Raw genomic sequence first — 25,326 nt, 5'->3', positions numbered from 1 at the left:
CGATCGCTGCGCCTGCCTGGTCGCATGTTGCGGCGGTATACAGTGCCGGCGCGCAGTCGTCCCTGACTCTGAGTTTGACGCCGTGGACGGTCGCCGGTGCAGAAGAAGCCCGCGTGACCAGTGTCAATGCCCAGGGCAGCATGCCTGCAAGCGTGGGCACCAACCTCGTGCTGAGCGGCCCCGCTGCTGGCGCTTGGCATCTGGATGACCTGCGGCTCTGGTCGCAGGCGCGGACGGCAGCGCAGATTGCGCAGTTCCGCGACGCCGTCTTTGCGTATGACGCGGCCGGCCTGGCGCTGTACTCCAGCTTTGACGATGGCGGCGTGCAGCAGGTTCTGCCTGCGCCCTCGCTGGCGGTTGTTGCCGGCACGGGCACGGCTGAAAATCATGTTGCCCGCATTGAGCACATGGTTGGTCGTCAGGTGCCGGATCTGGCCCTGGCTGGTGTCTTCAGCGGCGGCGCGGCCTTTGACAATATCGCGGCGCGCAAGGCCGACTTTGTGGACAGCAATGCCAATCTCATCGCCGACTGGTGGGAGATGCTGTACTTCGGTCAGCTCCTGGCTGCCGGTGATGAAACGGCCGATCCTGACAGTGATGGCTTGAACAACCTCTACGAGTATCTCGCAGGTACCAACCCGTTGCTGCCCAAGACCGATCCGGCCGCAGTCGGTGAAAATGACAGTCTGGTTGATTCCGATAACGACGGTCTGACCAATGGCTATGAGCAGCTTCTGGGTCTGAATCCCGGCAAGCTCGACAGCGATGACGATGGCCATAATGACGGCGACGAGCTGGCTGCTGGTACGGATCCGTGGAATAGCATGCATCCGGGCTTCATCAACTATGACAGCGGCGCAAGCCTGCTGATATCTGCTGGCCAGACGGTGGTCTTCCGGCCCATGTCGGCGGCGACGGATCGCGCGGCGATCAATGGCAGCTTCACGGTCGAGTTCTGGTTCAAGAATCAAGGTGGAGCTGGCCTGCTGCTGAAGAAGGCCTCGACGGCCGGTGTGGCGCCGCATTACCAGATTGATATCGATGCCACGGGCTATGTGAGCTTCACGGTTGGTGGGCAGACGCTGAAGAGCGCGGAGGTCGCCGCCGTTGGTGGTTGGGCGCATATCGCCGCGACCTATACGGCTGGTGCGTCGCCGATCCTCACCCTGCGTCTGGCGCAGCGTGAAGGCGCGCAACTGGTTGAGAAAGTCAGCACCAAGTCTCGCGCCTTTGGTGATGTCCCGGCCAGTGCCGGTACGGCCGTGGTCATTGGCGATGCTGCCATGGCGGCCGACCTTGAGATCGATAACCTCTGCATTTGGTCGGGCGTGCGTACGGCTCAGCAGATCGCGACGTTCCGCGACGCGGTGCTCGACGCGACGATGTTCCCGAGTCTGGCTCTCTACGCCAACTTTGAGGATGGCGGCGTGAGTGCTCAGAACTTTGTTGAGAATGTCAGTTATGTGGCGGGCTATGAGCTGCCTAACCTGGACTGCGCTGGCGCGTTCTCGAACAACAGTGTGGTATTTGTGGAATGCGATCGTGAGCTAGACTTTGTGGATACGGACAGTAACCTGATTGCCGACTGGTGGGAGTATCTGTACTTCGGCCAGCTGCTTGGCGTTGCCGGTGCTCAAGGCGACAGTGATTCCGACGACCTCAGTGAGCTCTACGAGTTCTTGGCTGGTAGCGATCCGTGGAATCCCATCAGCAATCTGGTCTTCGGTGACCTCGATTCCCTGGATGACAGTGATGCCGATGGCCTGACCAACGGCGAAGAGTGGGCGATGAACCTGCATCCGGCCAATGACGACTCCGACGACGATGGCGAGACCGATGGCGACGAAGTGCTTGCGGGCACGGATGCCCACGATCCCTATTCGCCGCTGGTCAATCGCGTTCTGGACCTGACTGTCGCCGGCGCTTATGCGCAGGTGGCGGAGTTTGAAACGCAGGTCAATCCGTCGCAAGCCCTGACGGTCGAATTCTGGTACCAGCTCAATGCTGGTTCTGCCAATAGCGGTGCCTTTGTGCAGAAGACGGCCAGTGTGGCCGGCCAGACGGGCGACTTCTGGGTTGGTTTGGTCAACGGCGATCTGACGGTCCGCTATCGCAAGGCTGGCAGCGCGGCTACACTGGCTACGGCCAGCTTTGCCGGTCTGCCGGTAAACCTGGTCGTGACTGGCCAGTGGGTGCACGTGGCCGTGGTCATCAGTGCCAACGGCACGACGCGTACGGATGTGACTGCGTTGGTCAGCGTTGATGGCGTTGAGTACAGCCAGACAATCACTGTTGATGGCGCCAAGTACACGGCCAGCAACAAGGGCGACCTAGTGTTCGGCCAAAATGCGGCCGGTGGCTTGAGCATGCTGTTGGACGAAGTCCGCATCTGGAACAGCGCCCGTACGGCGGCGCAGGTGGCGGTGGCGCGTGACATGTTCCGCACGGCGGCGACCGAAAACGCCTGGGCCAGCCTGGCGGCGTACTACCGCTTTGACGACGACGGCGTGACTGCCGAAGATGCGACGCGGTCCTTCGCTGGCTCCAAGATCGACACGTTGGCCGTGAAGGTCTTTGTGGCCGCTGCGGCGACGCTCGAAGGCGGCGCAGTCTTCGCGGTAGCCGACTTCAAGGACTACTTGGACGGCGACAGTGACGGCGACCTCATGGCCGACTGGTGGGAATACGACTACTTCGGCGACCTCTATACCGCCGGTCCGGGTTCGGTCAATGGCTATACCGACTTTGACGGTGATGGTCTCAACGACTACTACGAATACCTGGCAGGTACCGATCCGACCAGAAACTACACCTACACGGATGGCGTGGGTCAGCCGATACCGGACATGACCTACGATGCCGACAGTGACGGCCTCAGTAGTATTGACGAGCAGAAGTGGGGCACGGACCCGACGCTTGCCGATACGGACGACGATGGCGTTGTGGATGGCGTGGAAGTCGCCTTTGGCAGCTCGCCGACGCATCCGCAGGCCGTGGTGGTTGATGCTGCCGGCAACCTAGTGACGGGTGCTTACAGCGCCAACATCGCTGCGCAGTCCTACCGCTATGCCCAGGCGTCGGCCAAGGCGCTTGATCTGAGCAAGGGCGCCTATGCGTTGCCGCTGGCTCAGCGTTTTGCGGTTGGCACCGGCGCGTTCACGTTGGAAATGCTGGTGAAGGCAGATGGTGTTGCCGCTGGCACGCAGTGGCTGTTCGAGCTCCGGGGCGCGACGGGCTATGGCTTCCGTCTCGGTCTGGAAAACAGCGCGCCCATCGCCGAGTTGTATCGGACCAACGGCACTGACGTGATTGCCACTGTCGGCGGCGCGCAAGTCGCGCCGGCCTTAGTGCAGAGCACTTGGACACAGCTGGCGGTGGTTTGGGATCCCACCAATGGCAGCTTCCGTCTGTATCGCGATGCTCTGTCGGTCATGGGTGACGTTGTCACATCGACCTTCGATCTGGGTTCGGTTGTGACGATTGCGAACCTGGGCGGTACGGCCGCTCTTGCTGGCGCTATGGTGGACGAAGTCCGCTTCTGGACGGTGGCCCGCAGCGCCGCGCAGATCGAGGCCTTCGCCGACACGCTGGTGCCGGTGCCGGCCGCGGCGACTCTGCAGGCCTACTACCGCTTCGATGATGGCGGCAGCATGATCGAAGACTACGCGCAGCTGGGCGACGAGAAGTACTGGCTGACGCCAGCCGCTGGCGCCGTCACGGCCGTGAACGCCAAGGCCCTCAAGGGCAGCGACGACGTGGATGGCGATGACCTGCCCGAATGGTTTGTCGAGGTGTGGAGCATTGTCAGCAATGGCCAGGCCAACCTCTGGGCTTCTTCTGACAACGACAACGACGGTCTGAATAACCTGTGGGAGTACCGCTTTGGCACCAACCCGTTGCGCCAGTACAGCGTCAATCAGGGCGTGTTGGATGGCGCGCTGGACTCCGATGGCGATGGTCTCGACAATCAGTCTGAGATCAACACGTACCGTACGGATCCGCGCTTCGTGGATACCGACAATGACGGCATTGCCGACAACGTCGAGCTCAGCCAGGGCACAGACCCGTTGGATGGCAACAGTCCGCTGAAGAGTCGCGTGCTTGAACTCAACGGCGCGGGTTATCTGCTCCTGCCGGCGCAGTCGCGCCTTGCTCTGACGTCCTGGACGGTGGAGATGTGGGTGAAGCCGACGGCCGCCGCGGCCAATGGCACGCTCATTGAGCGGACAGTCTCGACCATGGGTGCCGGCAAGGTCAACCTCGCCATGACGCTGGTCAACGGCCTGCTGCAGGCTGAGTTCGACGTCGACGGCGCGACTGGTGCGGTCCTTACCGCTCCGGCGCGTTACGCCCTAGCGGCGGGTGTCTGGTCGCATGTGGCCATGAGCTATGGCAGTGACGCGGCCCTGGCGTTGTACATCAATGGCCAGCGTGTGGCCAACGTGACGGTTGCCCAGTTGCAGCCGCTGACGACTGCCGCTGGCTTGCTGAGCACCAAGGTCGGCGCGGGCTTCGTGGGTAGTGTCGATGACGTCCGCGTTTGGAACTACGTCCGCGGCGAATACCAGCTCAATGCCGCCATGGACGGGGTCCTCAGCGGCAACGAGTATGGCCTGGTGGCCTACTACCGCTTCGACGACGTCGCTGTGGGCCGGACTGGCCTGTACCGCGACGCCGTGGCTGACGGCGCCCAGGCTGCTGCCAGTGACTGGCTGAGCGACTGGGAGAATGCCGCGCGCCTGGTCGCTGGTGCCGTGGTTGCTGATGACCTCGACAGCCCGGTGTACGACGAGCCTGACGGCAACGCCAACGGCATCGCCGACTGGTGGGAATACCAGTACTTCGGCCGCCTGCTGTACGCGGGTGAAGAGCAGTACGACAGCGACGAAGACGGTCTCAATGACTACTACGAGTACCTAGCTGGTGCGGATCCCTTCAACCGGATATCGCTGGATCCGGCTGGTCTGGTCACTGATGCTGAAATCGATATGGATGGCGATGCCCTCAGCAACGCCGACGAGCAGCTGTGGGGCACGCATCCGCTGCTTTCCGACACGGACGACGACGGCGTCAACGACGGCGACGAAGTCTTTGGCCTGGGTGGCAAACCGGAACTGATCAGCCACCCGCTGTTCAGCATGTCGCATTACTCCAGCGCCATCATTGACACTGAACAGGACGGCAACCACCTGCAGCTGACGCCTGCTCGCAGCCTCGACCTTAGCGTTCCTGCTGCGGCCATGGGCGCGGCTTGGACGGGCATCCGCCTGCCGGAGCGCGACGCCTTTGCCAACCTGCGCAATGGCGCGACGATCGAAACTTGGCTGCGGCTTGCCGCGGTCGGTGCCGATGGTGAGACGGTTGTGATGGCCATCCGCAATGCCGGCAAGTCCATGCTCGAATTGGGTTACGAGGTCAGCAATGGCGATGCCTATCTCTATGGTGCCTTCAATGCCGTGGATGGCACGCAGGTCAAGGTTGGCGGCGCAGCCGTGGCGACGACCGCCATCGTGAGCGGCACTTGGGTGCATGCGACGGCAGCGTGGAATCCCACGGACAAAGTCCTCAGCCTCTATATCAATGGCGTGATGGAATTCAGCCTGTCCAGCAACCGCATCCCGGCCTACGCGGCTGATGCTGACATCGAGGTCTACATGGGTGGCGACGGCACGGCCGCACGCACCATGAATAGCGGTCTGTTGGACGAGACCCGCGTATGGTACGGCGCCCGCAGTATTGACCAGACCCTGTTGCACCGTGACCGTCTGGTCAACGCCGCCAACGAATACGCTTTGCTGGCCTACTACCGCTATGACGACGGCGGCATGAACATCGAAGACTTCTGCCATCCCTATCCGGACGATGCCGAGGCCGACGAGTACGAGCTCAAGGCGGCTGATTACAGCGTCGCTGCTGTTGACGCCGACAACTGCGCTACCTGGATGAGCACTGCCGACGCCAAGATCGTCCGCGGCATGGACGACGGCGATGGCGATGGTCTGGCCGATTGGTGGGAAGCCCTCCATGGCGGTGACATCAGCCAGCGTTATGCGCTGCTTCCCGGCAGCGACTATGACGATGACGGCCTCAGCAACCTCTATGAGTTCTACTGCCGGACCAATCCGAATGCACGGGATACGGATGGCAATGGCGTGATTGATGGTGCCGAAGACTACGATGGCGACGGCCTTACCAACGCCGAGGAACAGCGCCATGGTGCCGATCCGCGTCTGCAGGATACGGACGACGATGGCAAGAATGACCGCGAGGAAGTCAATGCGGGTACCAGCCCGGTCCATCCGAGCAGCCGCGTCGGCTTCGCCCGTTCCAGCCTGGATATGGGCGCTCTGGCCGTTCCCGGCGCTGGCGTGCAGCTGCCGATGGCCAATCGTTTCATCTTTGCCGGCACTCCTTGGACGGTGGAGTTGTGGTATCGCGGCGGTGCCGACATGACTGGCGATCTCTTCCGCTTTGACAGCTTCAATGGCGATAGCATCCGCCTGAGCGTCGAGGACGGCTATCCCGTCGGTATGATCTTCAACATGGACAGTAATGGCGCTCCCAAGCCGGTCGTAACCGTTGGTGGCAAGCACAGCACCGGCGCCCAGATTCCGCAGCTCACAGTGGGTGAATGGACGCATTTGGCCTTGGTGTGGTCGCCTGCCGATCACAGCATGCGCCTGCACATCAATGGCGTGTCGCTGATCGCGCAGCTGACCCTGGCCGAGCCTAACGTCGGCGCCGGCGAAGCCTTCTTGGGCAAGGACTTGCTCAATGGCCAGCTGGACGAAGTCCGCGTCTGGGCCGAAGCGCGCAGTGCGCTGGAGATCGAACGCTGGCTCAACGAGATCATCCCGACTCACGCCACCATTGATCTGCTCTTCAACTACCAGGAACTGAACAACCAGCTCGTCGGCGTGACCGATGCCCTACAGACGCCGTCCTTCGGCCTCACGGACATCTACGAGTACACCGACTTGCTCTTGGCCTACTATCGCTTCGATGACGGCGGCCAATTCGCCGAGGACTACGGCTATGTGGGCAACCGCGACTACTACCTCGACATTAAGAACGCCTTTGCTGCCGATGAATATGCGCCGGTGGACGGCGTTGACGACGAGGATGGCGATGGCCTGCCCGAGTGGTGGGTGGCTCTCCATGGCCTGGATATGTGGCGGAAGATGCTGTTTACCAGGGACGATGAGCTGGCCGGCGACTGGATGCAGATCGTCGCCCACAATACTGCTGGCATCAATGGCCGCAATACCTCCGGCTGGGACGTCAACGCCGGCATCATCAATGGTGCTGGCGCCGTGACCGCGCCCAACAACGGTCCAACAGTTGTAGCCGAGGCTGGTCACATCGTCCGCGACTTCACCATCTATGGTTCGCTGGGTGGCATTACGGCTTGGGCCGAGAATTTCGAGGCCGTGACGACCAAGTCCAGCGTGACCTATCCGTCCGGTATGTTTGTGGAATTGTGGAAGTACATCGTGTTGGATCGCCAGCCCGAGGAAGCGCCCTTCACCTTGAACCTGTTTAATGGCTCGGTGCAGCAGATGACCGTCAATGGTCAGAATGTGCCCCTGGCCGGTGCTGGCACCATTGACATCGCCCAGTACATGCAACAGGGCCGCAACCAGATATACATCTACCTGGCCGACGCCGGCGGCAACACGTGGATTGTGCGTAATGTGGTTCCGCCTGGCTACTGGACCTACAACTCCGGCGGCCAGACCCCGGTGCTGACGCGCGAACCATGGCCAACGATTTCCTATACCTTCCCGCGCGCCACCATGAAGGCCGACATGGCTTTGAGTGTTGATGGCCAGGAAGTCATCGTCCGCGGCGACCGCTTCAAGTTCGATCCACGCAGTGTCTGGCATGGTCGTACCGCGACGGAAGCGCGCTTCCTGCGCGGCGGGTTTGATACGGACAACAGCGGCAAGTTCGTGGGTCATCAGGATTACGGTATTGACAATGATCCTGACGACGACGGCCTGACCAACCTGGTCGAGTACCTCATCAACACCAATCCCTATGACGAGGACAGCAACAACAACGGTATCACCGATGGCGATGAGGACCTCGACGGCGACGGCCTCACCAACACCGATGAGGACAAGTACGGTACCGATCCGCGGCTGGTTGACACCGACGACGACGGCCTGAGCGACAGTGTTGAAGTCGGCAAGGGCTACAGCCCGACGGACGGCAACAGCCCGGCCGAACAGCGTGGCGTTGCCTTCGCGGACGCCGCGGGTGGTTACCTGCTGCTGCCCTGCCAGAACCGCTTTGCCATGGTCAACTGGTTGGTCGAACTGTGGGTGCGGCCTGATCGTACGCAGACCGCTGCCACCGCGACGCTGTTGGAACAGCGCGTCGGTATCTTCAAGGCCACCGATGGCAGCATCAAGCCGCTGGTCAACTACGGCTTGCGTCTGAATACGGCCGACAACACCATCACGGGCTACTACACCGATGCCACGGGCACGGAAGTGACCGCGACATCCATCACCAGTATCAAACGCGACGGTAAGACCTGGACGCACGTTGCGTTTAGCTTTGACAACACGAGTCGCACGCTGACCCTGTGGTTGGATGGTGTGGAAGCGCGCAAGCTGAGCAGCAGCCTGGCCCCGATCATGACGGGCCCAGGCCTCTGTACGCTCGTGGCTGGCCGCGATTACGCTGGTGTCATTGACGAACTGCGCTTCTGGAACAGTGTCCGCACGGCTGATGAGATCACTGCGACGATGACCACCAACATCGCCGGCAATGAGGACGGCCTGGTGGCCTACTACCGCTTTGACGATGGCGGAGTGACGGCTCAGGACAGCCACAGCGCCAGCTTCGGCGACTGGAACAACAGCTGGCGTAATGCCGCGCGGCTGCAGAACGCATCCTTCATTGACCTGGGCGACAGCAGCCCGATCAGTGCTGAAGACGTGGACAGCGATGGCGATGGCCTGCCGGATTGGTGGGAGATCAAGTACTTCGGTGACTTGACCACGACCGATGGCAGCATCGATAGCGATGGCGACGGCCTAATCGACACCTACGAGTACTTGGCGGAAACCAGCCCCATTGATCAGTACAGCGCTGACGTGGTAGATATCACCGGTGCGCTTAAGCCCGACACCACGCTTGACGCCGACTGGGACGCTGATCTGGACGGCTTGACCAACTTCGCCGAGCAGCAGTACGGTACCCATCCGCGCCTGGCGGATTCGGATGACGACGGTATCGACGATGGCCAGGAGGTCACGGACCTCACCAGCCCGCTGCATTCCATGAACAAGCTCGACGGCGCCAACAATTTCAGCAACCGTTACCTCGACCTCGCCAACATCGGCGATGGCAAGGACGGCGGCCTGGATATCCCGTTGGCAGCCGCTGAGCGCGCGGTGCGCATGCCGTCCTGGACGGTCGAAGCGACCGTTCGCGCCGCCACCCCGGCGAGCGCTGACGGTGTGCTGTTGCAGCGCATGGTCGGTACTCGCGTCGGCTTCGCTCTCGGCCTGTCGGCCGGCAGGCCCTACGTGCGTTACCAGACCGTCCGCGATACCGTGGTCGAGCTCGTGAGCTCCACGGCAATCACGGCCAACGTCTGGACGCACCTGGCGGCGACGTGGGATCCCAACATCCGGACGCTTTCGCTGGTCATCAATGGCAATTCTGTCCTTGAGCAGGAATTCAGCGCCAGCGACCTCGACTACCTGCCGGTTGACGGCAACAACAGCTTCGCCATGGCGGTCCCGAGCAACGTGGTTACCGGCTGGGCTGGCGCTGTCTGCCTGGACGAAGTCCGCGTGTGGACTACCGCCCGCAGCATGCAGGACATTGACGCCACGCGTCTGGAACTGGTGGCCGAAGGCACTGCCGGACTCTTCCGCTGCTACCGCTTTGACGATGGCGGCACGAGCATTGAAGACTTCGCGCACCCGGGTTGGCGCAATGCCGATACCTACGCCGTTGATGTGGCCAGCTACAACCCGACGGGCGATTGGTATGGTGCCGACAGCGCCCTGGCCTTCTACGGCGTCGACGACAGCAATGGCAATGGCATGCCCGATTGGTTCGAGACCGTCTATCGCGTCAGCGCTGCTGGCGGCGACCAAGACGGCGACGGCCTGACCAACCTCTACGAGTACCTGGCCGGTACCGACCCGAATGACAGCACCAACGGCACGGCGGACTTCTTCGCCACGGCTTCGGCCGGCGATGGCCTGACCAACGGCGAAAAACAGGCCTATGGCCTCGACCCGCGCCTGGCTGACAGCGACGGCGACGGCTATAGCGACTTCGAAGAGGTCACCGGCATCGCCGGCATGTTCCGGCGGCCAGATGAGGACAGCTACGCGGCTGATCCGCTCAACCCGCTGAGCAACGTCGCACCCAAGACGCACAAGCACTTGGTCTTCACGGGCGATGCCGCCGGCCTGGTCGTGCCTGCTCAGGCGCGCCATGCACTGGCGAGCTGGACCGTCATGGCTATGGTCAACACCAGCAGCACCACGGCGTCCACGCTCATCAAGCGCCAGGTCGCTGCCACCGGCGTGAACTACGAGTTGGGACTCGATGCTGGCCTCAAGCCCTACGCGGCCTTTACGGCCATTGATGGCACGCAGGTCAAAGTTGGCGGCGCCGCCGGTCTGGTTCTTGCGGCGGACAGCTGGGCGCACGTGGCGGCCAGCTATGACGCTGAGACCAAGGTCCTCACCCTCTATGTCAACGGCATGCCGGTGGCTGAGAGCACGGAACTAGACGAACGCCACGAATGCCCAGCCACGGGTGACGGCGTCATTGGCGGCGTCCTGACGGGCGCGCTGCTGAGTGTTGGTGCCGGCTATGACGGCCTCATGGACCAGATCGCCATCTACGGCTCGGCCCTCCCGGCCAGCCAGGTGTGGCGGCTGCACAATCTGGCGACCAGTTCCACCATGGGCGTCGCGGCGCCATACGGTGCGGATTACGGCATGTTCCGCAGTGGCACCATGACCACGGCCGAATTGCTGGCTGAAGAGCACGTGGCTGATCAGCTGATTGTCAAGTTCAAGCCCTTCGCCATGGAAAGCCAGACCGTCGCTGTTCAGCGTCAGGCTGCCGCGGCGACCATTCGCGAGTCCAGGCTCACGGGCGCCCGCCTGTTGCAGTTGCCAGCGGGCACTGACCTGGCGGCGGCCATCCAGGCCTTCCGCGCCAGTGGCCTCGTGGAATACTGCGAGCCCAACTACAAGATCGAACTGCTGGCCATGCCTAACGACCCGATGTACGGCAATCTCTGGGGCATGGAAGCCATCGACGCCCCGGCCGCCTGGGACAAGGGCACCGGCTCACGCAACGTCGTCGTCGCGGTCATCGATACTGGCATCGACTACACGCATCCCGACCTGGTGGACAACGTCTGGACCAACGCCGGCGAAATACCTGGCAACGGCATTGACGACGATGGCAACGGCTACGTGGACGACGTCCACGGCTACAGCTTTGTCGGCGGCCATGGCGATCCCATGGATGACCACAGCCACGGCACGCACTGCTCCGGCACCATTGGCGGCGTGGGCAACAACGGCGTCGGCGTCGCCGGCGTCAACTGGCAGGTCCGCGTGATGGGCCTGAAGATTTTCGACGCCAGTGGCAGTTCCTACAATGCCAGCATGGACGCGATCAACGCCATTGAGTACGCAATTGCCAATGGCGCGGCCATCAGCAGTCACAGCTGGGGCGACTATGGCTACTCCGACGCGCTGTATGACGCCATCCGCCGGGCTCTGTCCGCCGGTCACCTGCTGCTTTGCGCGGCCGGCAATGAAAGCAATGATAACGACGGTCAGTGGAGCTCCTATCCGGCCAGCTACGACCTGCCCAATATCATTTCGGTCGCGGCGACGGACCAGAATGACCAGCTGGCGGATTTCTCCAACTACGGCGCGACCACGGTCGATGTCGCGGCGCCGGGCGTGAGCATCCTCAGCACCGTCCCGGGTGACTACGATTTCATCAATGGCACGTCCATGGCGACGCCGCATGTGGCTGGTATTGCCGCGCTGCTGAAGTCGCAGTATCCGACGGCGACGGCGATGGATCTTAAGGAAGCGATCATGGCCGGTGTTGATACGGTTGGTGCGCTCAGCGGCACCTCTGTCACCGGCGGTCGTGTCAATGTCAATACGGCGCTGGAAGTGCTGGCGTCCCGGGCGATGATCGCTTGCTTCCGCGGCAATGGCACGGACAAGGCTGGCGCTTGGCTCTTCGATCTCAGCAAGAGCGAACTGGGCGCGGCAGCGGCCGGCCTCAATGGCGGCGCGCCGCAGGTCGGTCGTTACGCCGTGGCGATGATCAACGGCGTTGGTGCGGCTGCTACCGCGGACGCCGATCTGGCGGCCTTCGCTGGCGACAGCGATAGCGATGGCATGCCCGACTGGTACGAAGTCGCTGCCGGCCACGATCCTGGTAATCAGGATGGCACGGTCGACGCCGATGGCGATACGCTGAGCAACTACTACGAGTATCTCGCCGGCACCTCGCCATGGAATGCCCTGTCTGACGGCACGACCCCGGATCAGCAGTTGGTAAATCTGGACCGGACCTACGCCGAACTGCAGCGCCTGGGCTACCACCCGTTGACAAATTCCCAGACCGACCAAGACGACGACGACGTGAAAGATGCTGACGAGCAGGAGACTAACGCCAGCAATTCGCTCAAGCCTTTCACCTCACGCGTCTTGGCGCCCAACGCCGGCTACTTGGCGCTGCCGAACCAGCCGCGTCTGGCCATGGACGAGAGCTGGAGCGTCGATGCCTGGGTTAAACTGGAAAGTATCGGCAGGGCCATGACCCTCATCAGCCGCCGGATCGACGGCGATCTTGATGGCGACTTCGAGACCATCAACTACGAACTGGCCGTGAATGCTGCCGGCAAGCCCGTCGCGCGCTTCACCAGCGAGGTCTTTGGCGCAACGACGCCCGCTCTCCACGAGTGTGTGGCCAATACTGCCTTGCCTACTGGCAGCTGGACGCATGTTGGCGCGATCTTCGATGCCGCGACCAACACCCTGAAGATCATGGTTAACAACAAGGCCGCTGGCAGCAAGATATTTGCCGGTGTGACGCCTAGTGGCGTCGCTGTGGGCCTTGCTGACCTGCGGGTTGGCGAAGGCGTTGACGGGCAGATGGATGCCGTGCGCATCTGGAATGTCGCCAAGGCGGACTTCTCCGACTTCCTGGCGTCCACCCCGACCACGCTACCGGCCACGCCGGTATTGAGTCAGGGCCTGGTGGCCTACTATCTCTTCGACGACGGCGGTGATACCGCCCAGGACTTCGCCTCGCCACTGGACGATTGGAAGACCGGCTGGCTCAATGCCGCCACGCTGGTTTCCGATGCGAAGATGGCCGATGGCTCCAGCCCGGTCACGCCTGAGGAAGTCGACAGCGACAACGACGGCATGCCCGACTGGTGGGAAACGCTCTACGGCCTCGACCCGAACTACAGTGGTGACGCCGATGGCGATCTCGACGGCGACGGCCTGAGCAACTACTACGAATACTTGGCCGGCACCGATCCGACCAATCAGGACACCGACGGCAATGGCGTCAGCGATGCCGACGAGGATATGGACGACGACGGCCTCACCAACGCCGAAGAACAAGGCTGGGGCAGCCTGCCTAACAATGCCGATAGTGATGACGACGGCGTGCAGGACAAGGTCGAAGTGGTCTTCGGCAGCTCGCCGAACCATCCCATGAGCATCATCGTCGACCAGAATGGCAATCGCGTGACGGTGGACTACGCCACCGCTCTGGCGCAGGAAGTGCCAGTCGGCCCCTATACCTACCGTTCAGTCATGGCGCCGCCGCTGTCGCTGGATCTGGCCAGCATCGGCACCGCCGCGGTCTACTCGCTGCCGTATCCGGACCGCTTTGCCGTTGGCAAGGGCGAATTCACGGTGGAAATGTGGGTGAAGCCCACTGCCGCCGCCAGTGGCTGGCTCTTCACCTTCGTCGGTGAGACGGGCCACGGTTACCGCCTGGGTATTGACGCCAGTGGCGCGCCCATCGGCCAAATCTTCAAGGCCGACACCATGGAAGTGCTCGCATTCGTGGGTGGCGAACTGTCCACCCCGGCGCTGGTCACTGGCGAATGGACGCACCTGGCCTTGGTATGGAAGCCGGAAGAGAAGAGCCTGCAGCTCTTCCGCGACCGCCTGGCCATCATTGGCTCGCGCCTGGTCACGGCCATCGTCGACTTCGGCAACTCCGCTACCCGCGCCGAGCTCGGCAAGGTCGTCAATACGCATGTGGACGAAATCCGCCTGTGGACGATCGCCCGCACGGCTGATCAAATCGACTACTGGGCCGACCGCATCGTCCCGGCGCCGCTGACCCCGACCCTGGAAATCAACTACCTGGTCGAGCCTTATCCGCTGGCGGCCTACTACCGCTTTGACGACGCCGGCACGAAGGTCGAGGACTTCGCGCAGTTCCGCAACGATGCCTACATGCTGAACCTCACGGCCGACGTGGCTGGGGCCGACGCCAAAGTTCTCGCCGGCGATGACGACGTCGACGGCGACGGCATACCCGAATGGTGGGTCAATTACCACAAGCTGGACAGCTTCCCGCGCGTTGACCGCCGCTACTACGATTGGCGTGACGCGGCGGTGATCAACGGCACGACCTTCCAGGGCCTCCGCGGCTACACGCAGGGTGTGGGCTATCTCACGCTTGGCGAGGGCTATCGCGGCTGGGTTGGCGAAGAAGGCATCGGCCGCTATTGGCCGGACAACGAGGCGCTTGAACCCGAACACATGTTCGTAATTCTGCACAAGCATTTCGAGTTGGCCACCAAGCCCGAGGAAGCGATCCTGAGCTTCAATATGCATGCCGTTACGCCTGGCGCGACGGATCATGCCAGGGATCACGAATTCCTCACCGTCAACGGCGTGGTCTTCGCCAGTACGGGTGGAGACGTCGACATCGCCTCCGCGCTCAAGATCGGTCGCAACAAGATCGTGGTGGCTTACACCCGTTCGCTGTTCCAGACGCAGGAGACCAAGATCACCATCGGCACCACCGAAGTGACGCTGGAACGCGATATGTACATGGGTACGCTCGACGTGCAATTGCTCGTCGATGACCAGCCGGTCATCGTCTACGGTCATGACAATCCCTGCGATCCCCGCGCCGCCTGGCATTACACTGCCTTCACGGAATGGGAATCCACGGTCGGAACCTACACTGCCTACGGTGTGGACACCAATGGCTTCCTCATGCGCAATGCCGACTACGGTATGCTGCTGGACGGCGATAGCGACGGCATCGGCGTCGCTTGGGAGTACTTGCTGGGCACCAACCCGAACGCCAAGGACAGCGACAACAATGGCGTGCCGGACGACCTGGAGGACTTCGACGGCGATGGCCTTAACAACATCACCGAAATCAACCGCGGCATCCATCCGCTGCTGATGGACACCGACAATGACGGCGTTGCCGACAATGCCGAGTTGGGCCAGGGCAGCGATCCGTTGGATGTCAACGATCCGTTCGTCAACCGCGCAGTGCGCTTCGACGGCACGACTGGCAATTTCGTGCAACTGCCGCTGCAGAAGCGCTTCAAGCTGAACACCTGGACACTCGAAGCATGGATTCAGCCCGAGGCCATTGCGGCGACGGACGACTGGACCATCATCGAGCGTTGCGTGGGTACGGTAAGCGCCGACAAGCATCTGGTGAACTACAAGCTGGGTGTCAAGGGTGGCTCGCTCTACGCGACCTTCACCAGCCTCGGCGGGACCGCCCAGGCCGAGATGCTCACCGCACCCGCCGCATTCATCTTGGAAGAGGGCAAGTGGGCCCATGTCGCCATGAGCCTTAATGCGGCCGATGCCACACTCAGCCTCTACATCAACGGCGAAAATGTCGCCACCAAGTTTGCCATGGTCCAACCCGTGACCGATGGCCCTGGCATCGTCAGTACCAAGGTCGGCGAAGGTTTCAAGGGCTTGATTGACGACATCCGCATCTGGGATGTTGTTCGCTCGCGTGACGACATCTTCGACAGCATGAAGACCATGCTCTTCGGCGATGAGGATGGTCTGGTAGGCTACTACCGCTTCGACGATGTGGACAGCGTTGGCCGCGCGGCCATCGCCGCCTTCACTGGCGACAGACGCTTCATCAAGCACGCTGCTGACAGCCAGCTTGCCCATGGCGGCGATTGGCTGAATGGCTGGACCAACGCCGCCGTGCTGGTGGGCGCCAGTATTGTCGCCGAGGCCGTTGCTGAGAACGACAATCCCTTCGGCGAAGATGCCGACACCAACAACAACCTCATCTCCGACCGTTGGGAACGCAAGTACTTCGGCGATCTCCTGCCTGACGGCGCCCAGTACGGCGACACGGACGAGGACGGCCTCAACGAGCTCTACGAGTACCTCGCGTCTACCAACCCGCGTCTGGTTGACACCGACGACGTCAATTTCGATAGCGAAGCTGACTTCGACGAGGATGGCCTGACGAACTACGAGGAGCAGCTCCGTGGTCTGCATCCCGGCAATCCGGACAGCGACGACGACGGCCTCAGCGATGGCGCCGAGTTGGGCAATGACCCGGCCCTGGCAGCCGATCAAGTCGCGGACTTCGATGTGCTCGTCGGCAATCCCGCGGACAGCCGCAGCCCCGCACGCAAGGACAACTGGGGTATCGACTTGGCTCCTGGCCGCAGCGTGACCTACACGCCGGTGTCCTCGGACGACGACGCTCTCAACATGACCGGCTCCTTCACCCTGGAATTCTGGATGAATGCCGCTGCGGCCGGCACCATCCTGGAGAAGAAGAGTGCTCTGGGTAACCTCAGCCAGTACAAGGTGGTCTTGAATGCCGATGGCACGCTGACCTTCGTGGCCGGTACCGCCAGCATCAAGAGCCTTGAAGCGATCACCCTGGGCACTTGGGTTCATGTCGCAGCGGTCTATGACGTCGACGCGAATAACTCGGTGGCCATGAGCCTGCGCTGCGCCGTGATTGACGCTACGGAAACGCGCTTTGAGGAGTTCCTAACGACCTCAACCTATGCCATCTCGGCCTTGCTGCCTGACAGCGCCGGCACCAGCGTGGTCCTTGGTGGTGTCAGCAGCTTCACCGGCGTCGTGGACGACCTGCGCCTCTGGCCCGTCGCTCGTCCTGATGCTGAGATCATCGCCTGGCGCGACTCAATCCTGCCGCTCACGGACTTCAATGCCAACGGCATGCCGCTGCCGGTATTGTACTCCAGCTTTGACGACAAGGGCGTGGCCCGTAGCGTCAATGGCGCTGCGGTGCTCGGTACCGGCACGGCTGAGAACCATGCCGAGACCATCAGCTTGATGCCCGGCTTCACGCTCCCGAGCTTGGAGCGCGCCGGTGTGCTCAGCAGTGGTGCCGACTGGATCGTGGTTGATCGCGTCCGCATTGAGGCCGATCTGAACAACAACCTCATCCCGGACAGCTGGGAATACCAGTACTTTGGTGCCCAGCTTGCCGATGGTGCCGAATTCGGCGACACGGATGACGACGGTCTCTGCGAGCTCTACGAGTATCTCTGTGGTACTGATCCATTGGTTCAGATGACCGACGATGTGACCTATGACTGCATGGCCGATGCTGACCAGGACGGCCTGGATAACTTCGAAGAGCAGCTCCGCGGCCTCGATCCGCGCAATCCTGACAGCGACGACGACGGCTATGGCGACTACTACGAGGTCTATACCCTCGAAAGCGACCCGCGCAGCAGCCGCAGTCCGGACAAGAAGGACGCATTCCCGCTGGGCCAGACCATGAGCTTCCCGAGCGCGACGGCCACCGTGTCCTACAGTCCTGAATCCGAGCTCAACGACGCACTGGCCATGACGGGTTCCTTCACCGTGGAATTCTGGGTGAAGCCCGCCGCTATTGGCACGATCTTGGAGAAAGCCGGCCGCTTCAGTATGCCGGAATACCGCGTGGAAATTGACGCTGCCAGCAAGCTGATCTTCCGGGTCGGCGGCGACTTTGTCCGCAGTGCGGAAGTTCTCGATCTCACCGGTACGGTGTGGGTGCACGTCGCTGCCAGCTATGATGCGCCGGCAAGCACGCTCACGTTGCGTCTGGGCATGCCCATGGACGGTGGCGCCCTGGCAGAGAAACAGGTCACCAAGGCGGTCGCTGGGTCCTCGCAGGTCAGCGCCGGCAAGAACCTGGTGCTGGGCAACGGCTTCATCGGTGAATTGGACGAACTGCGCATCTGGACGCGCGTCCGCACGCCCGCCGAAATCATCGCCTACCGCGACGCCGTACTTGATGTCCAAGCGGCCAATACGGTCACTGTTCAGGTCAATACCGGCACGGCGCAAGCGCCGGTGTGGGTGACCCAGACCAGCTATGTGCGTAACCTCGCGTTGTACTCCACCTTCGACGACGGCTACGTCGCCCTCGTTGGCGCGGACGCTGCTACGCCTGGGCTCCAGACTGCCGAGAACTTCGTTGAGACCATCAGCTACATCGACGGCTTCGCGCTGCCGAACCTGGAACGCGCTGGCGTCCTCGCCGGCGGGGCGGTCTTCGTCGAGTGCGAACGCCCGGTTCAGCTGGTGGACACCAACGCCAACCTCATCCCGGATTGGTGGGAGTACCAGTACTTCGGTGACCTCCTGGCTGCAGGCGAAGAACTCGGCGACGTGGATGAAGACGGCCTGAACGAACTCTACGAGTTCCTCGTGGGCACCAACCCGCTGGTCCAGAAGACCAACGGCACGGACTTCGATGGCGATCGCGACTTCGACGGCGACGACGTCCCGAACCTCGACGAGCAGGTCCTCGGAACCCGCCCGGACGATCCGGACACGGACGACGACGGCTTCAGTGACGGCGTCGAGACCGGCTATAGCGCGGGTACCATCTACACGAGCTCGCCGGTGGAATCCATGCAGCAGCCCAATGCGACGGGCGACGGCATGGCCAGCGCTGCGGATATTGCCAAGGTCTTCCGCATGGACGGCACGAACAACATGGTGGTTGACAACAACCCCGCTCACAGCGGCAATGTCATGACCGTGGCCTTCTGGTTACGTACCAATGCCATCACTGGTAATGCCAGCTTCCTCCGCCGCACGGTCGGCACGGCCCGCGGTGCGGACAACTACCGCTTCAGCTGGATCAACGGCAAACTCAGCCTCAAGGTCTTCCAGAAACCCTACGGCGTCGTGTCGGCAGAGGTGGTCAGCGATGATCCGACTGCCTTCAAGCCTGACACCTGGTACATGGTCGCGGCTACGATCAATACGGTCACCGCCGGTACGACCACGACCACGACGATCCGCCTGACGGTCTTGCGCAATGACCTGGGCGACAGCAAGACCTACAGTGCTCGCACGGTCTCCAAAGTCTTCAGCACGGCCGCCGTCGTCAACGGCGCCGAAGGTCAGCTGATCGTCGGCCGCAAGGACGGCGATACCACGTGGACTGCCGGTCTGACCCTGGATGTGGAAAATCTCTGCGTCTGGAGCCGCGTTCTCGACGTCGCTGAACTGCGTACGGTCCTGGCCAGCACCGGCACGGACAACAGCAGCTACCTCAACCAGCTCGTGTCGCAGTTCCTCTTCGACGACGGCGGCATGACCGCTGAGGACTACATGGCACCGCAGGATTGGTGGAACGATTGGAAACGCGCCGGCAAGCTTACGCCCGCGCCCGTCGCCGGCGTTGTCCCGACCATCGGCATGATTCCGGATGCGACCCTCATCGATGTCGATGCCGACAATGATCACGACGGCCTGCCCGACAGCTGGGAACTGCAGTTCTTCGGCCACCTCGGTTACGGCGCCGCGGACGATCCCGACGGCGACGGCCTGAGCAACATTGAAGAATACACCCTCAGTGCGACCCACCGCCAGACCAGCGATGTCAACTCGCCGTTGTACTGGCTCGACCCGAGCCAGGCCGACACGGATGGCGACGACATGCCCGACGGCTGGGAACAGCTGCACGGCCTCAACCCGCTGAATCCCGCTGACGGCGATCTCGACGGCGACTTCGACGAGCTGGCCAACTGGCAGGAATTCGCCTACGGGACCGACCCGAACAACGCCGACAGCGACGGTGACGGCCTGCCGGATGGCTGGGAAGTGCGCTATATGTCCCTCACGCCGCCGAGCCTTGATCCTAACAACGCCGACGGTGCCTATGGCGCCGATGGCGACCCGGACAACGACGGCCTGACGAACATGGAAGAGTACACCTACGGCACCAACCCGATCGTCTATAACTCGCCGGACGCCGATACCGATGGCGAGGGCCTCAGCGATCGCGAGGAACGCCTGCCGGGCATGAACACCGATCTGTCCCTTACCGATACGGATGACGACGGCGTCGACGACTTCCAGGAGCTCGTCCAGGGCACGCTGGGCTACGACAGCCTCTCCAAGATATCGCGTCGGGCCACGATAAACTTCATCTATGAAGGCAATCTGGCCGCGCAAATCAAGGCGCCCTTCGTCCTGACTGTTCCCGATGCCGGCGATGCCAACCGTCTCGGCTTCGGCAGCTGGACCGTTGAGGCGCGTTTCCGCCTGCGCGATTTCGCCATGACCGCCAGTGCCATGGGCTACGACGTGTACCTTGTCCGTCGCAGCTTCACGGCGAGCGCCGCATTTACCGATGACGCCGCCAGCGGCGTCGTGGCCTGGAACTACGCCTTGGGCTTCAATGTCAAGGCCGAGGCTGGCAAGACCGTCATCCGGCCCTTCGCGTCCTGGAAGGCCTTTGGCCAGCCGGAACGTCGGGTTAACGCGGTCTATGCCACGGAGCTGGCTGCCCAGAATGGCGGCAATCTGTACAAGACCAACTGGACCTTCCTGAGTGCCACCTACGACGCCAGCGCCCGTAGAATCACTCTGTATGTCGATGGCGACACGGACAACTACCTCAGCCTGAGCAATGTCAGCACCGCCGAGCAGTGCCCGACCGACGCCAGCAGGATCGGCCCGGACTATCGCGCCTACGTCAAACTGGGCGAAAACCTCGGTGCTGCTACCGACACCCTGTTGCTGGATGAAGTGCGCGTCTGGGGCGTCCGCCCGAACACTGTCGCCGTTTCCGGCAGCAGCACGGGCTATCTCAATGCCTTCACCCGCAGTGGTAACGAAATCACCGCTGGGGTCAAACAGGGCGTCGAACCGGTCGCCGGGGTCTACAATGCCAGCATTGCGGATCGCTTCCGCACGACTGACGCCAGCGCCCAGCCGCTTGTCGGCAACGCCCATGACTACAGTGTTGATCGCCATGTCAGCGACAACAGCTGGCAGACGTCCACGGGCTTCAGCGGCAACTTCGTCGTCGTCAGCTTCGCCGACGCCAACGGCAACGGCAGCTGGGATGCCGGCGAAGACGTCTGGCGCGATGCTGCCGTCGCCGGCGCTCTGACCAACGTCTATGACGAAGGTCTGGATGTGCCGCTGGCTGGCGGTTACAACGGCTGGAATGCCGCCGCCGGTGCGCTGGGCGTCGAGCTCGGCGTCTATTACAACGACATCAATGGCAATGGCCAGCTTGATGCCGTCGATGACATCTGGGTCGAATATGACGACAGCGATGACAACTGGTACCAGGCCAAGCGCTCGCTGGGCCGAGGCCATGGGTATGGCGCTCTACCTGAAATTCGATGATGGCGGCGCCAGCATCGAAGACCTTACCTGGCACGCTGATTGGCGCAGCCGTCCCGCGTGGAAACACGCCCTGCGGCCGGCCAACCTGGACGGCGTCTTCCCGCCGAGCAACCCAATGGCTGTCGGCGCCGAACTGGCCCCGGCAGGCGTCGCGACTTGGTATCAGTGGCTGACGGCGGTCAATGCCAACTACGGCTTTGCCTGGCTGATTGATGCCGCTGGCGTGCCTAGTGCGCCGGTTGATATCGACATCAGCAATCTCACCGGCGATGCCATGACCTGTTATCGCCCGCTTAGCAACACGGCTGACCAGAGCCTGTTCGAGTTGGTTGACGGTACGAGCTACGGCCTCGAAAGTACCGCAGCGAACATCTTCGCCTACAAGTACTACTGGCTGGTCTACGCCGACGAGGCAGCCGCCAAGGTCGCGCAACAGGCTGGTTACGCCTACGGCGCAGGTACGCTGAAGACCGCCGCCGGCGCCAGCGTCGCCACTCAGCTCGTGGTCACCACGGCGCCGCTCGACCTCTACGCGCAGCGTGCACGGGTCGCCGTGGGCAACGCCCTGGTCCTGGCCGTGGTTTCCACCAACGCTAGTGATGTGGCCGTCAGCCTCAACACTGCGGTCATTAAGGTCAAGGAAGCCCGCGAGTGCTACCGGCCCATGAGCGATAGCGCTGACAAGAGTCTCTTCGACATTGTCAACGTTACGGCCTCCGGCTCGGTCGATCCTGACGACAACGCCTTCAGCTACCAGTACTACTGGCTGGTGTTTGCTGACACGGCCCAGGCCATGGCGGCCATGCAGACGGGTTATCGTTACAGCGAAGGGTCACTGGTGACGACGGCCGGCGACAGCGTCGCCGATCGCCTGGTCGCCACGGGTGCGGAACTGGACCTCTATCAGGTTCGCAACCGCGTCAAGGTGGGCAACGCCATGGTCCTGGCGGTCTTGGCCCTCAATGACAGCGGTAAGGCCAGCGCGGTGGAAACAAAGCTGCTGGTGGTCAGGGAGTCCAATGCGGGCCCGGCCAGTACGCTGCTGGCGCCACTCAACTTCGTCTCCTTCACGCCGCTGAGCCCGGTGCCCGGCAACGACCTGGTCGTCAGACTGTCGTCGTCGACGGCGCGCGCGGGCAGCATCCACATCGAGTGGTACCGCAACTTGACGCTTTACAGCACGGATCAGCAGTCCGGTGGCACGGCGTGGTCCTTCACCATGCCCGGCCGGGTGACAAACGACGACGGCACCTTCAGGGATGTCACCGTCAAGGGCGATGTCTGGTCCTTCAAGGCCTACTACACCGAAAACGGCATGACCAGCCGCGCTATACCGCCGACGGCCGAGTACAGCCGCAATATGCTGTTCCGCGTGGTTGGCGGGACCTACGATGACGACGCCTCGACTGGCAGCGGCACCGCTGCTGGCGCCAGGCCGCCGCACCCGGTCAACGTCAACATCACGCCCAGTCAGGCGGACGTCAATTCCATCCTGATCGCGAATGTGAGCGCACCAGGCTACGAAGACAGCCGCGATGACGACGGCCATATCTTCAGCTTCCAGTACCAGTGGTACGTCAACGGCGTGGCCGCCGCTGGCGAGACCCTGCCGTACTTCCCGGCTGCGGGCACGGCTATGGCAGCGGACAACCGCATCTCGGTCGCCGTCTTCAGCATGGATATCTACGGCGCCACTAGTACGACCGTGATGAGTAACGCCTTGGCGCTCCAGGCGAGCATCGCTGGCGGCGGCGCCACAGCGGGTGCCACCATGGCCTACGAAAACAACAGCACCAGGGCTCAGGCCAATCGCATCCTGCCCAAGGCCGTGGAGTCCAGCTTGAGCGATGGTAACATCCAGCGGCACTACTTCCACGAAGCCGGTGATGTCGATTGGATGTGGTTCCTGGTGCCCGAGACCATGAGCAACAACAAGAAGCGCGTGCTCTTCGAAACCAACACCAACAGCGAGATGTACAACCGCTACCACCAGGCCGAGCAGGACTTCGGCGTGGATACCCAGCTGGTGCTCTACAACCAGCAGGGCGTGCAGCTGCACCGCAACGATGACTTCGGCAACCCGATTGGCATCGGCGGCACTCGCTACGCCCGCTTCGACCAGCTGTTGGACCCGGGTATCTACTTCGTGCAGATCAGCCTGGCCAACACCAAGGAATACGGCAGCAGTGTGACGGCGGCAACGCCGTACTACGTGCACCTGTTCATGGAAGAAGGGTCCACCTCGCTCGGGCCGACGCCGGCAACCACGGTGACCCTCAGCCCGGCCAGCGCCGCCGGTACGGACAACCTGGTCTGCACGGTCGCCGGCTCGCAGAGCACGTCTACCACTGGCGTGACCTACCTCTACGTGTGGTACCGTGATGGCTTCGTCGTGCCCTTCGGCAAGACCAATGCCACCCTGGAAACCTGGAACACGCAGCGTTATCTGGTCTACAATGCCAAGAACTACAGCGCCGATGCGAACCTGAGCGCCGCACCGCATATTGTGCCGGCGGAGTTCACCGGCGCCGGCCAGACCTGGTATTGCGATGTCTATGCCATGGACGAGTACGGCATCAGCGACCCGGTTCGCAGTAACGAGGCCGTCGTCGCGTCTTCCGAATGGCAGCAGGCCTTCCGCGTCGACCGCAGCTATCTGCGGAACGTGGGGACGCCGGTCACCCAGCTGGTCACCCTCGGCTGGGCCGACAACGCCACCTTCGGCTTCGACGCCGCCTATGACAGCGCCATCCCGAGCATGATGGTGCCGGGCACCGACACGCCGATCAACGAGCCGGTCAGCATGGGCCGCTTCTACTCGGTCGGCATGCACGACAGCAACATCATGCTGGATCGGGATATCAGGCCCTTCGGTCGCGGCGGTTCGTGGTTCCTCAAGATCGAGATGGGCGACGACAGCATCGACCAATGCACCCTGAGCTGGGATGCACCGAGCATGCCCAACGTCAGCGTCGGCGCCTTGACCCTGACCCGGATGCGCCAGACTACCAATGGCACCTTTGTACGGCAGCCTGGCGCGTCAGTCAATATGATGGAACGTAGCAGCTTGGTCTTCACGGCTGCGGATATAGCGACCATGCAGATCGACGAATACGGCCAAAAGTATGCCGTGTTCAGCGTCAGCCTGGGCGCGCCCGATGCCGAGCACACGGTGGACCTCAACGCCGGCTGGAACATGATCTCCGTCAGCGTCACGCCGCTGTACAACAGTATTGACCAGGTCTTCGCCAGCGGCGATGAGAAATTCTACCGCGGCACGGTCTGGGTCTACGAAGACGGCCAGTACGTGCCGGCGACTACCGTCGTGGCTGGCCGCGGCTACTGGCTCTATGCGCCGAAGACCGTCAGCTTCAAGATCTACGGCGATATGGACGTCAGCGGCATGAGCCTCAAGAAGGGCTGGAATATCGTCGGGCCGGTCGCGGACATCGCCGATTTCGCCACCAGTTACGCCGACTTCGTCAGCGTGGTGTTGCCAGGCAATATCTACCGCTTCACGGTGGATGCCTATGGCAACCCGGGCTACGAATCGATTGCGATCGGCGGCAAGTACCCGCTGAAAGTCGGCGAGGCCTACTGGATCAAGGCCGAGGCTGACATCGACCTGCCTTTCGTGCCCTAA

2 protein-coding genes (1 of these 2 cut by a window edge) are annotated in these 25,326 nt (G+C 62.4%); both read left to right on the top strand.

The features are described 5' to 3' along the window. Positions 1–21,683: the final stretch of a LamG-like jellyroll fold domain-containing protein gene (locus tag J3R75_RS05275; protein WP_307260324.1), read on the top strand. Its footprint begins 29,284 nt before the window's first position; the window shows 21,683 of its 50,967 coding nt (coding positions 29,285–50,967); its start codon lies beyond the left edge, outside the window; it ends in the stop codon at positions 21,681–21,683. Then, positions 21,658–25,326 carry a hypothetical protein gene (locus J3R75_RS05270; protein ID WP_307260323.1) on the top strand — a complete coding sequence of 1,223 codons (3,669 nt, stop codon included), beginning with the start codon at positions 21,658–21,660 and terminating at the stop codon, positions 25,324–25,326. The genes J3R75_RS05275 and J3R75_RS05270 overlap by 26 nt, the downstream gene beginning before the upstream one ends.

It is taken from the genome of Oligosphaera ethanolica (assembly GCF_030814695.1).
GTDB lineage: Bacteria > Verrucomicrobiota > Lentisphaeria > Oligosphaerales > Oligosphaeraceae > Oligosphaera > Oligosphaera ethanolica.
This window is presented reverse-complemented; position numbering and strand designations above follow the sequence as displayed.

What these genes read in the sequence shown, in the direction of transcription:
- J3R75_RS05270 (WP_307260323.1), top strand. Translation starts at nt 21,658, where the DNA reads ATGGCGCTCTACCTGAAATTCGATGATGGCGGCGCCAGCATCGAAGAC.